Genomic DNA, 11487 nt, shown 5'->3' with positions numbered 1-11487 from the left:
ATTCAGGACACCAACGAAACGCTGTTTTACCGCCTGCTGGATAACCATCTCGAAGAGATGATGCCCATCATCTACACCCCGACCGTCGGCGCAGCCTGCGAACACTTCTCTGAAATCTACCGACGTGCGCGTGGCGTGTTCATCTCCTACCCTAACCGCGACCATATCGAAGATATGCTGCAAAACGCCACCAAGCAGAATGTGAAGGTGATCGTGGTGACCGATGGCGAGCGTATTCTGGGCCTCGGCGACCAGGGCATCGGTGGTATGGGTATCCCGATTGGTAAGCTTTCACTCTATACCGCCTGTGGCGGCATCAGTCCGGCTTACACCCTGCCGGTGGTGCTGGATGTCGGTACCAACAACCAGCAGTTGCTGAACGATCCGCTCTATATGGGCTGGCGTCATCCGCGCATCACCGGCGAAGAGTATGATGCGTTCGTGAACGATTTTATTCAGGCCGTTAAACGCCGCTGGCCGAAAGTGCTGCTGCAGTTTGAAGATTTCGCCCAGAAGAATGCCATGCCGCTGCTGAACCGCTATCGCGATGAAGTCTGCTGCTTTAATGATGATATTCAGGGCACTGCCGCCGTGACCGTTGGTACCCTGATAGCAGCCAGCCGCGCCGCCGGCAGCCGCCTGTGCGAGCAGAAGGTGGTGTTCCTGGGCGCCGGTTCCGCAGGTTGTGGTATCGCTGAACAGATCATCGCACAGATGAAATCCGAAGGTCTGAGTGACGAGGAAGCGCGTGGCCGGGTAATGATGGTGGATCGCTTTGGTCTGCTCACTGACAAGCTCCCTAACCTGCTCGATTTCCAGAGCAAGCTGGTGCAGAAGAGCGAAAACTTGCAGCAGTGGGATGTCACCAATGATGCCATCTCGCTGCTGGACGTGGTGCGCAATGCTCAGCCCGATATTCTGATTGGTGTCTCTGGCCAGCCGGGCCTGTTCACTGAAGAGATCATCCGCGAGATGCACAAGCACTGTAAACGCCCTATCGTGATGCCACTGTCGAACCCGACATCACGCGTGGAAGCGACGCCAGCCGATATTATCGCCTGGACTGACGGTGCCGCGCTGGTCGCAACCGGTAGCCCATTCTCGCCGGTGAGCTGGAACGGCAAAACCTATCCGATTGCACAGTGCAACAACTCCTACATCTTCCCGGGCATTGGCCTGGGTGTGATTGCTTCGGGTGCCAGCCGCGTTACCGATACCATGCTGATGACCGCCAGCCGCGCGCTCGCTGACTGCTCTCCGCTGGTGAATGAAGGTGAAGGCCCGGTGCTGCCTGAGATCAAAGATATTCAGGGCGTGTCGAAGATCATCGCGATGGAAGTAGGTAAAGCTGCTCAGCTGGCGGGTGTCGCCGTGGTGACCTCTGAAGATGTGTTGTCACAGGCTATCGCCAACAATTTCTGGCTGCCACAGTACCGTCATTATCGTCGTACCTCGATTTAATCTTCGGGCTGCCGGATCGCATCCGATCCGGCAGTGTTCAAAAAGAGCACAGCCAGCCGGCAGTAACTTGCTTCAGAGTGACAGCTCAAGTAGCCTTGTCCCACCTCACTATTTTGACATCGAGTCTCCAGGCGCATGCTGAAACGCGTTTTCATTGGTCTGCTTTTCATCATTTTACTGATGATGGCAACGGCGCTCGGCCTTGATCGCTGGATCAGCTGGAAAACTGCGCCCTTTATTTACGAAAATGTCGCTTCTTTGCCGCATCGTCAGGTCGGTGTGGTACTGGGTACCGCTAAATATTATCGTACCGGCGTCATCAATCAGTATTATCTCTATCGTATTCAGGGCGCGCTGAATGCCTACAACAGTGGCAAGGTCAATTATCTGCTGCTGAGTGGTGATAACGCGCTGCAAAGCTATAACGAGCCAATGACGATGCGTCGCGATCTGATCAAAGCCGGCGTCGATCCCGCTGACATCGTTCTCGATTATGCGGGGTTCCGCACGCTGGATTCGATCGTGCGCACCCGCAAAGTATTTGATACCAACGATTTTATTATTATCACGCAGCGTTTTCATTGTGAGCGTGCGCTGTTTATCGCCTTACAGCTGGGCATTCAGGCGCAGTGTTACGCGGTGCCCTCACCTAAAAATATGCTGAGCGTGCGTTTCCGAGAGGTGGGTGCCCGGCTGGGCGCGCTGGCGGATCTGTTCCTGCTCAAGCGCGAACCCCGTTTCTTAGGCCCGCTGGTGCCGATTCCCGCCGTACGCGAAGTGCCTGAAGATGCGCAGAGTTACCCTGCGGTGACGCCGGAGCAGCTGCTGGAGCTGGAACAAAAGCTGCGGAAATAGCTCGGCCCGCGCGTGCCATGGACTGGCCTTAGCCTCTTTCCGATCTGACCGTGTTCTCTTCGCAACCTCGATCTCACAACAATAAACCAGAAACTGCCCATAAAAAAAGCGACCCGAAGGTCGCTTTTTTAGCGTGGAGTTGGACTTACTTCTTACGCGAATATTTCAGTGAATCCAGCGCAACGGCAAAGATGATGATGCCGCCTTTGATGATGTACTGCCAGTAAGGGTTGACGCCGATATAGGTCAGACCGTAGTTGATCACGGTGAAGATCAAAACACCGGTCACGACGCCCGCCACGCTACCGACACCACCGGCGAAGGAGACGCCGCCGACCACACAGGCCGCAATCGCATCCAGCTCATACATAAAGCCGAGGTTGTTGGTAGCCGAACCGATACGGCCCGCTTCCAGCATCCCGCCAAAGGCGTAGAACACGCCTGACAGCGCATAGATCAGGATCAGGTTCAGGTTCACATTGACGCCTGACACTTTCGCCGCTTCCGGGTTACCGCCGATAGCAAAAATGTTTTTACCGAAGCGGGTTTTGTTCCACAGCACCCAGACGAAAATAATGGCAATCACAGCGTAGAAAGTGATGAACGAAAGTTTGAAATCACCAAAGCGTAAGAAGCCCTGAGTAAATTTCGAGAACCCTGCGTCAAAACCGGCAATCGGTGATGCACCAACAAAGTCATAATAGAGTGAGTTGATACCGTAAACGATAATCATGGTGCCCAGCGTGGTGATAAATGGCGTTACCTTCAGGTAAGCAATAATCACACCGTTGACCAGACCAATCACACCGCCGATGATGCACACGGTCAGAATAACCAGTGGGATCGGCACTGTATCCAGCGTCGGGAAGACTTTGTTCGCGTTATCCATCGCCTGCAGCAGCGTCGCGGCGACAACCGCTGCCAGACCAACCTGACGTCCGGCTGACAGGTCAGTACCCTGGGTCACAATCAGACCCGCCACACCCAGTGCAATAATAATGCGCACCGAAGATTGGGTCAGAATATTACTCAGGTTCATTAAACTTAAGAACGATGGGTCCTGGAAAATAATAATAGCCAGCAATACCAGCAGAACGACATAAATGCCGCCCTCTTTTAACCAGGTTAGCGCATTCTTTTTTGTAGTCGCTTTCATGTTAACAGCCCTTGCTTCATTAAAGGTGTAATGACGCTAAACGCAATATTTCGTTCTGCGTGGTCGTTTTGGTATCAACTATGCCTGCTACCAGTCCATTACTCATTACCAGAATACGATCGGTAATGCCTAACAGCTCCGGCATTTCGGATGAGATAATAATGATGCCTTTTTCTTTTTTCGCCAGCTCAGCAATCAGCTGGTAAATTTCGAATTTCGCACCAACATCAATACCGCGTGTTGGTTCATCAAGCATCAGGATTTCAGGCTGGGTCAATAACCAGCGGCCAATAATCACTTTTTGCTGGTTACCGCCCGAAAGCGAACCAATTTGAGTATGGTGGCCTGGAGTTTTAACGCGCATTGAATCGATCACCCATTGGGTATCACTCTTCATGCGTTTATTATCCAGCAGTCCCATACTGTTTTTATATTTTTTGATATTGGAAATAAGCGAGTTAAAACCAATGTCGAGGAACGCATAAATACCGGTTGAGCGACGCTCTTCGGTCACCAGCGCAAAACCGTGGTTAATGGCTTCATTGGCGCTGTGATTATTAATCGGTTTGCCATGCAGTTTAATGGTGCCGCCCGATTTTTCGCGAATGCCAAACAGCGTTTCGACGATATCGGTACGTTTGGCACCCACCAGCCCGGCAATGCCGAGTATCTCCCCTTTACGCAAATCAAATGAGATGTCGCGAATCGATGGCTGACGCAGTGACGTCAGATTGCGAACCTCAAGAATCGTCTCGCCTGGCACGTTGGTACGGTCAGGGAAACGCTGGTTCAGTGAACGGCCGACCATCATCGAGATGATCTTATCCATATCCAGCCCTTCCAGCGGCTGAGAGGTGATCCACTGACCATCACGCAGAATCGTGATCTCATCACACAGCTGGAAAATCTCTTCCATCTTGTGCGAGATATAAACAATGCCACAGCCGCGATCTTTCAGCTTACGAATAATCGTGAACAGGTGATTAACCTCTTTCTCGGTTAACGAGGAGGTCGGCTCATCCATAATCACAATTTTCGCGTCGTAGGAGAACGCTTTGGCAATTTCAATCATCTGCATCTGTGACACAGACAGATTGGCAACTTTGTCGCGCGGATCGATATCGATATCCAGCTCGTCAAAAATCGCTTTGGTGTCCTGGTACATTTTATTCTGATCGACAAAGAAGCCTTTGCGCGGATAACGTCCCAGCCACATGTTGTCCATCACGGTACGCTGCAGAACCAGGTTTAATTCCTGGTGCACCATCGACACGCCATTTTCCAGCGCCTCTTTCGAGCTTTTATAGTCGATCTCGTTACCCTGAAACAGGATACTGCCGGTATCTTTTTTATAAATACCAAACAGGCATTTTAATAAGGTAGATTTCCCGGCACCGTTCTCGCCCATTAATGCATGAACAGAGTGAGGCCGCACTTTCAAATTAACATTATCTAACGCTTTAACGCCGGGAAATGATTTTGAGACATTCGTCATTTCCAGCAAATATTCTCGCTGCGCGGTCGTGTTATCACTGGCCATATTTTACCTGGCTAAAAAACGGTGGTGACATAAAAAAGGCGCGACAGCGGTCGCGCCCGTAATCGATCTTATTTCACGAACTGAGACAGATTTTCTTTATCAACCGGCACGTAAGGAACGCGGACGATTTTATCAACCATCTTGAAGTTCGTTCCGTCGGTAGCCGCTTTGCCGTTCGCCAGATTGTTGGCAATATCCAGCGTCGCTTTCGCCTGGTTTTCTGCATCGTTCAGCACGGTACCGGCCAGCGCACCGGATTTCACCAGCGCCAGCGCTTCTGGCAGTGCATCGACGCCGAAGACCGGGATTGAAGTCATGTTATGCGATTTCAGGGCTTCCACCGCACCCATCGCCATTGCATCGTTGTTAGCAATCACGACTTCGATTTTTTTGGCATTCGGGCCTGACAGCCACGCATCCATCTTATCTTTAGCCTGCGCCGTATCCCACATTGCCGTATCCATCGCTAACTGCTGGGTTTTCAGGCCATCTTTGTTCAGGGTATCGATCACATATTTGGTACGGGCTTCTGCATCAGGATGGCCCGGCTCGCCTTTCAGCAGCACGAACTGAATCACGCCATCTTTGTTCAGATCCCAGGCTGGAGTGGCTTTCCAGTGTTTTTCGATCAGCTGACCCTGAATAATGCCGGACTCTTTAGAGTCGGTACCGACATAGTAAGCTTTGTCATAACCGGCCAGCACTTTGGCGTTAGGTTCTTTGTTGAAGAAGACAATCGGCACGTCGTTGGCACGTGCTTTGTCGACGATGACTGCAGCAGCAGCCGGGTCAACCAGGTTAATCGCCAGCGCTTTCACGCCTTTTGCCATCAGCACGTCAACCTGATCGTTCTGTTTGGACTGGTCGTTCTGTGAGTCATTCATCAGCAACTGCACGCCGCCGATCGCTTTCGCTTCTTTCTCGATGTCTTTGCGCACCATTGACATGAAGTTGTCATCATATTTGTAAATGGTCACGCCGATACGGGTGTCAGCTGCGTGAGCGGTTGCACCAAACATCATGCTGGCAACCAGTGCTGTAAGCGTGAAAACCTTCTTATTCATGGTATCTCCGGTTTTATTATGCAGGGTCTTTTTAGCGCTACCGCGCAACATGCGGGAGAGCAATCGGTAAAACAGAGCGACGCGTTGGCCAACGTAATGAGGATGTTAAGCCATTGAACGCCGTCTAAAACCTGACTTCCCTGTACCAAAACGCTTCCATGAAGAGGGGTTGAACCCTTTAACCGGCTACTGAGACCACAACTGCTGCCGTTACACTGGCGTTACATAATGTTTCAGTCCGGTAAGACGCTGCCATCATAGTGAGAGCAATGTTAATTAACTGTGAATGTAATCACAGATTGAAAACGGTTACATGCCTGAATCGCCCGAATTAGTGATGGACTCCACATTTTGCCGCTGCGCCACTGAATGACGCCGCACCAGGGTTGGCATAAAGATGTGGGTTGCGGTGTCGTCCAGCAGCCCGGCTGCGCCCTGCAGCGCCAGTTCAGTGGCAATTTTTGCCATGGATACAATGGGATAGCGAACCGTGGTTAACTGCGGGTCGGTGTAACGGGAAATCGGAATGTCATCAAAGCCAATGACAGAAAAATGCTGTGGCACCTGGATGCCGTTGTCCTTCAGCGCAGTGAGTGCGCCCGCCGCCATGCCATCGTTATAGGCAAACACCGCAGTAAGGTTGAGATTGCGCCCCAGCAGCTCCACCATCGCCGCTTCGCCGCCCTGCATGTCTGGCTCTGCGCTGGCTATCCAGCTCTCCTGCGGCCGGATGCCCTGCTCTGCCATCGCCTGCATCCACCCTTCCCGGCGCTGTGCCACATCTTCGATGGGATGACTGGAGCAGAGGTAGCCAATGCGGCTATGCCCCTGTTGTAACAGGGTTCTTGAGGCCATCAGTGCGCCAGTGACGTTATCCAGACTGACGCTGCGGTGTTCAAATCCGGGGACGATGCGGTTAATCACCACCATGCCGGGCACGTGCTGCATAAAGTCCGCCAGTTCCGCGTCCGGCAGCGTTTTCGCGTGCACCACCAGGGCGCTGCAGCGCTGACGGATCAGCACTTCAATCGCATGACGCTCTTTCTCTTCCTGATGCCAGGAGTTGCTGATTAACACATGTTTGTGCACGCGCTGCGCCACGGTATCCACCGCTTTAACCAGCGCCCCGAAGAAGGGATCGGAGACATCCATTACCACCACCCCGATCGTGTCGCTGACCTGCGTCGCCAGCGCCTGGGCGTTGGCGTTAGGGCGATAGCCCAGCGCTTCAACCGCCTGTAACACGGCGTCGCGGGTGTCAGAGGTCACGGCGTTGCTCTGATTGAGGACGCGCGACACGGTCGCCACTGACACGCCAGCCTGACGGGCAACATCACGAATAGTTATCATGCAGCAGTTCCAGAAAGGAAAAATAGGGCATCACGCCGGGTTGTACACCGGCGCTATTCTGTCAGGGGCAGGAGGCGTGCAGCGTGAAATGCGTCACACCAATGAAAACGGTTACATACAATTATGTAACCTTTGTGATGGCGGTCATTATCCTGCGTTGTCAGTGATGCGCGATTTTCCGGCTGAGAGCAGCGTAAACCGCCGCCACAGCCATTCCAGCGGACCCTGTGCGAAGAAATGTAACCAGATGAGTGAAAACAGGATATTGATGAGCCATACCGCAGGCACCATCAGCACCAGTTCCAGTCGGGTGAAGTGCATGTAGAAGCCAAAACGATAGAACAGCGTGGTACAGATCACGGTCTGCAGCAGGTAGTTGGTCAGCGCCATGCGGCCCACGCACTGGATGGCGTAGCTGATCCGCCAGCGCGCTATCTGTGGCCAGTAAGCCAGGCAAAGCGCGGCATAACCCAGACTAATCAGCGGGCTGGCGAGATCGCGCGGGGCCTGCAGGTAAAACGCGGTCCAGCGAAATTCCCAATGTAACAGCCATTGCGATGCCACGCCGGCCACCGCAATGGAGAACCCTATGATCAACAGCAGCGCCGCCGCCTGACGGTAATGCCGTGCAGGGAATTCGCCAATCAGCCAGCCGCTGCGCAGCAGTGCGCCACCAATCATCATCAGACCTGCCAGTTGCCAGCCATACTGCGCTGCCAGAGCCATTAGCCCTGACGAGAGATGATCCAGCCTGTTCTGTATCGCTTCCCAGCCGCCGGTCATTTTCCAGTACTGTTCATATTGCAGATCGGCTGCGCCCGGCAGCCAGGAATTAGTCGGCTCAGGAGAGGAGATCGACCCAAACACCAGCAGCACGCCGCAGCCCACCAGGTAGAGCAGAATGCCGGTATTCATCAGGCTGCGGGTGGAGGGGACATCGCGCAGCACCCGCCACACCACCAGTCCGATAATGCCGTAGTCCAGCAGGATGTCGCCTTCCCAGAGAAAAATCCCGTGCACAAAACCGATCAGGACCAGAATGGAAAGCCGGGCCGTCAGCCAGCGACTGCCGCGCGGCAGTTGCATTTGCAAACCCGCGCCAAACAGCAGCGCAAAGAGAGTGAGGAATTTGAGCTGAGCAAAAGCGTCAGAGAGCGCCCAGGTCCAGGCATCAGAGAGGCGGACGCTGCCCTGCCAGGCCGGGTTAAGGTAGGCGGCTGAAGGCAGACCGAAGCCGACAATATTGAGCAGCAGAATGCCGAGAATGGCACATCCACGAATGAAATCCAGCGCGTGATAGCGTTGCATGCGGCACCTGCACCATTGAGGCGGGCAACATTATGCGCCCGCCGTAAACTCAACTATGGCGCACTGCGCGCAAAAATTCCTGACGGGTATTTTGACTGGACTTGAAGAGGCCACCCAACGAAGTCGTGGTGGTCGCGCTGGTGGCATCTTTTACGCCACGCGCTTTGACACAGTAGTGCACCGCATCAATAGAAACGGCCACATTATTGGTGCCCAGCAGCGTCTGCAGTGCAACCAGAACCTGCTGCGTCAGACGCTCCTGCACCTGCGGACGCTGGGCAAAGAACTGCACGATGCGGTTGATTTTCGACAGGCCAATGACCTTTTCTTTGGGAATATAGGCGACGGTCGCTTTGCCATCGATGATCACAAAGTGGTGTTCACAGGTGCTGGTCAGGGTGATATCACGCACGGTCACCATCTCATCGACCTTCATTTTGTTCTCAATGACGGTGATTTTCGGGAAGTTTGCGTAGTCGAGACCAGAAAAGACCTCATCCACATACATTTTGGCGATACGATGCGGCGTTTCCATCAGGCTGTCATCTTCAAGATCCAGATTCAGCAGCTGCATAATCTCGGTCATGTGCCCGGCAATCAGGTTCTTACGTGTTTCGTCATCTATGTTGCGCGTCGGTGCACGTAACGGCGTTTCAAGTCCACGCGCAAGCAACGCTTCGTGAACCAGGGCAGCTTCCTGACTTAGGGTGCTCATCTACTCTTCTCCGGCTGGTGTTGCGCCCGCGAGCTAATGCCTGCGGGCCCTGTAATCAGGCGCGTATTGTGAAACTTTCTTTGCAGGGAATCCAGCAATCAATCAGATTGGTGATGAAAGCTTTTCACTCAATTCTTCGCCAGACCAGCAGGCCCGCCCAGACCAGACTGACCCCAGCCACCCACAGCGCAGGCTCCAGCCGATGTAACAGGGCCGTAGAGAGAAAAGAGAGCAGCGGGCCAACCAGCTGTCCGATCGCGTAGCCGGTGGTCAGCAGGCCAGCCATGTAACGCAGATGATTGGGAGCCAGTTCACGCGCGCAGAGCATCGACAACTGAACCACGCTGAGAAATCCGCCGCCCACCAGCAGCGCACCGGCCAGCAGGCCACTAAAGCCGGGCAGCAGGGCCGCAGCAAACACGCCCAGTGTCTGTGCCCAGAGCACCACCGCCAGACGGACGTGGCTGTGTCCCCAGCGCCGCGTCAGGATACCCAGCAGGATGCCGATCATCGCCGCACCGCCAAATATCGGCCAGACAAACTGTGCGAAGATGCCATCAGGGAAACGCGTAGCAGCCATCTGCGACAAAAAGGTAGCGGGCAGGATGTAGCCAAAGCCAGCCAGACTGTAACTCAGCACCAGACGTTTAAGGTTGCGATTCAGCACCAGCGGCTCGGGTGCCTGATCCGGACGGTGCAGTTCGCCGCGACGCGGCAGGTTACGGGTAATGAGCGCAATCAGCAGCAGCGCCAGCGCACCGTAAGCGGCCCATGCCAGACCGGCGGAGACCTGAAATGTGTGCAGCGCTACCCCCAGCAGCCCGCTGACAAAAATGCCGCAGCCCGGTCCGGCAAACACGGCCGCCGATAACCCTGCCCGGCCATGCCGATGCAGCTGTTCATTGCTCCAGGCCGCCACCAGCACCATCGCCCAGCCGCTGGCCCAGCCAATCAAAAAGCGAATTGCGCCATGCAGCCAGGGACCGGTTGCCAGCGCCGAGAGCAGCGTCAGGATTACCGCGCCCCACACACCCGCCTGCAGCCGCAGTTCGACCCGCCGATGTGCGCGCATCGCATCAAACGATCCACACAGGTAGCCAAGATAGTTGAAGGCTGCGACCAGGCTGGCACTGGTGAGTGTCAGCTGATGTGCCTGAATCATCAGTGGCACCTGGGGCGTAAAGGCGAATCGCCCGATGCCCATCGCCACGAATAAAGTTAAAAACGCGCTGAGCGCGACGCGTAACGCCATTGCTGAACTCCTGTTGTTCTGCCCTGAGATCTCTTCTGACTTGCTAACAGCATGCAGGATGATTAAACTCACGGAAAGTGAATAATATTAACCAACTTGTTTACAGGAAGAGAAGATATGGATTTAGTTCAGCTGCGTATGTTCTGTTCCGTCGCCGAAACAGGTTCTCTGGCACGCGCAGCAGAACAGCTGCATCGCGTCCCCTCTAATCTCACCACGCGGCTGCGCCAGCTGGAAGAAGAATTGGGTGTGGATCTCTTTATTCGTGAGAAGCAGCGCATTCGCCTGTCGCCGATGGGCCATAATTTCCTGAATTATGCGCAGCGTATTCTGGCGTTAAGTGAAGAAGCGATGAGCATGACCCGAACCGGCGAACCGGCGGGAAACTTTGCCCTGGGCTCCATGGAGAGCACTGCAGCGACCCGCCTGCCTGGTCTGCTCGCCGCTTATCACCAGCGCTTTCCCAAAGTCGCGCTGTCGCTGATTACCGGCACCTCGGGCGAAATTATCGATCGGGTCCGCGAAGGCACCCTGGCCGCCGCGCTGGTGGATGGCCCTGTTTCCCATGACGATCTGAATGGCTGCATCGCCTTTCGCGAGGAGATGGTGCTCATTACCGGGCTGGATCATGGGCCAATCACCACGGCGCGCGACGTGCAGGACGATACCCTGTTTGCGTTCCGCAATAGCTGCTCTTACCGGGTGAAGCTGGAGAGCTGGTATCGCGACAGCCAGACCGCACCCGATAATGTGATGGAGATTCAGTCCTATCACGCGATGCTGGCC

10 protein-coding genes are annotated in these 11487 nt (G+C 54.4%); 3 read left to right on the top strand and 7 right to left on the bottom strand.

Going from position 1 to position 11487, the window contains the following annotated elements; translation table 11 throughout:
• A partial coding sequence (locus tag AC2LB6_RS23960) for an NAD-dependent malic enzyme (protein ID WP_490095382.1) occupies positions 1-1461 on the top strand: 1461 nt, incomplete at its 5' end.
• A 135-nt stretch (positions 1462-1596) separates the two neighbouring features.
• Positions 1597-2316, top strand: coding sequence for an outer membrane permeability protein SanA (gene sanA / locus AC2LB6_RS23955; protein WP_490095381.1), 720 nt, complete (start codon positions 1597-1599; stop codon positions 2314-2316).
• Positions 2317-2461: 145 nt separating this feature from the next.
• Here sanA and mglC read toward each other — a convergent pair whose 3' ends face one another.
• The 7 genes from mglC to AC2LB6_RS23920 all read right to left on the bottom strand — a co-directional run bounded on the left by mglC (position 2462) and on the right by AC2LB6_RS23920 (position 10701).
• Entirely contained in the window at positions 2462-3472 is a 1011-nt protein-coding gene (gene mglC, locus AC2LB6_RS23950; protein ID WP_090959445.1) for a galactose/methyl galactoside ABC transporter permease MglC, read from the bottom strand.
• Positions 3473-3491: 19 nt separating this feature from the next.
• A complete protein-coding gene (mglA, locus tag AC2LB6_RS23945) occupies positions 3492-5012 on the bottom strand; it encodes a galactose/methyl galactoside ABC transporter ATP-binding protein MglA (protein ID WP_490095380.1) in 1521 nt (506 codons plus the stop codon).
• 68 nt (positions 5013-5080) lie between these two features.
• Positions 5081-6076, bottom strand: a complete 996-nt coding sequence (mglB, locus tag AC2LB6_RS23940) for a galactose/glucose ABC transporter substrate-binding protein MglB (RefSeq protein ID WP_490095379.1) — start codon at positions 6074-6076, stop codon at positions 5081-5083.
• A 309-nt stretch (positions 6077-6385) separates the two neighbouring features.
• The gene (gene galS / locus AC2LB6_RS23935; protein ID WP_490095378.1) at positions 6386-7426 is read right to left on the bottom strand and encodes an HTH-type transcriptional regulator GalS; all 1041 of its coding nucleotides are present in this window, start codon (positions 7424-7426) and stop codon (positions 6386-6388) included.
• 147 nt (positions 7427-7573) lie between these two features.
• Positions 7574-8734: a DUF418 domain-containing protein YeiB gene (gene yeiB, locus AC2LB6_RS23930; RefSeq protein WP_490095377.1), complete on the bottom strand. Its 1161-nt coding sequence runs from the start codon at positions 8732-8734 to the stop codon at positions 7574-7576.
• 49 nt (positions 8735-8783) lie between these two features.
• Positions 8784-9449, bottom strand: a complete 666-nt coding sequence (gene folE, locus AC2LB6_RS23925) for a GTP cyclohydrolase I FolE (RefSeq protein WP_490095376.1) — start codon at positions 9447-9449, stop codon at positions 8784-8786.
• A 124-nt stretch (positions 9450-9573) separates the two neighbouring features.
• Positions 9574-10701: a YbfB/YjiJ family MFS transporter gene (locus AC2LB6_RS23920; protein ID WP_490095375.1), complete on the bottom strand. Its 1128-nt coding sequence runs from the start codon at positions 10699-10701 to the stop codon at positions 9574-9576.
• Between the two features lie 117 nt (positions 10702-10818).
• On the opposite strand from AC2LB6_RS23920, the gene AC2LB6_RS23915 reads away from it, so the two are divergent.
• The coding region (locus tag AC2LB6_RS23915; RefSeq protein WP_490095374.1) for a LysR family transcriptional regulator at positions 10819-11487 on the top strand (669 nt) is incomplete at its 3' end.

The organism is Pantoea sp. RCC30.1 (assembly GCF_058148845.1).
Note: the sequence above shows the minus strand (reverse complement) of the source record. Positions and strands in the feature narration are given on the sequence as shown.

What these genes read in the sequence shown, in the direction of transcription:
- mglA (WP_490095380.1), bottom strand. Translation starts at nt 5,012, where the DNA reads ATGGCCAGTGATAACACGACCGCGCAGCGAGAATATTTGCTGGAAATG.
- yeiB (WP_490095377.1), bottom strand. Translation starts at nt 8,734, where the DNA reads ATGCAACGCTATCACGCGCTGGATTTCATTCGTGGATGTGCCATTCTC.
- sanA (WP_490095381.1), top strand. Translation starts at nt 1,597, where the DNA reads ATGCTGAAACGCGTTTTCATTGGTCTGCTTTTCATCATTTTACTGATG.
- mglB (WP_490095379.1), bottom strand. Translation starts at nt 6,076, where the DNA reads ATGAATAAGAAGGTTTTCACGCTTACAGCACTGGTTGCCAGCATGATG.
- mglC (WP_090959445.1), bottom strand. Translation starts at nt 3,472, where the DNA reads ATGAAAGCGACTACAAAAAAGAATGCGCTAACCTGGTTAAAAGAGGGC.
- AC2LB6_RS23920 (WP_490095375.1), bottom strand. Translation starts at nt 10,701, where the DNA reads ATGGCGTTACGCGTCGCGCTCAGCGCGTTTTTAACTTTATTCGTGGCG.
- galS (WP_490095378.1), bottom strand. Translation starts at nt 7,426, where the DNA reads ATGATAACTATTCGTGATGTTGCCCGTCAGGCTGGCGTGTCAGTGGCG.
- folE (WP_490095376.1), bottom strand. Translation starts at nt 9,449, where the DNA reads ATGAGCACCCTAAGTCAGGAAGCTGCCCTGGTTCACGAAGCGTTGCTT.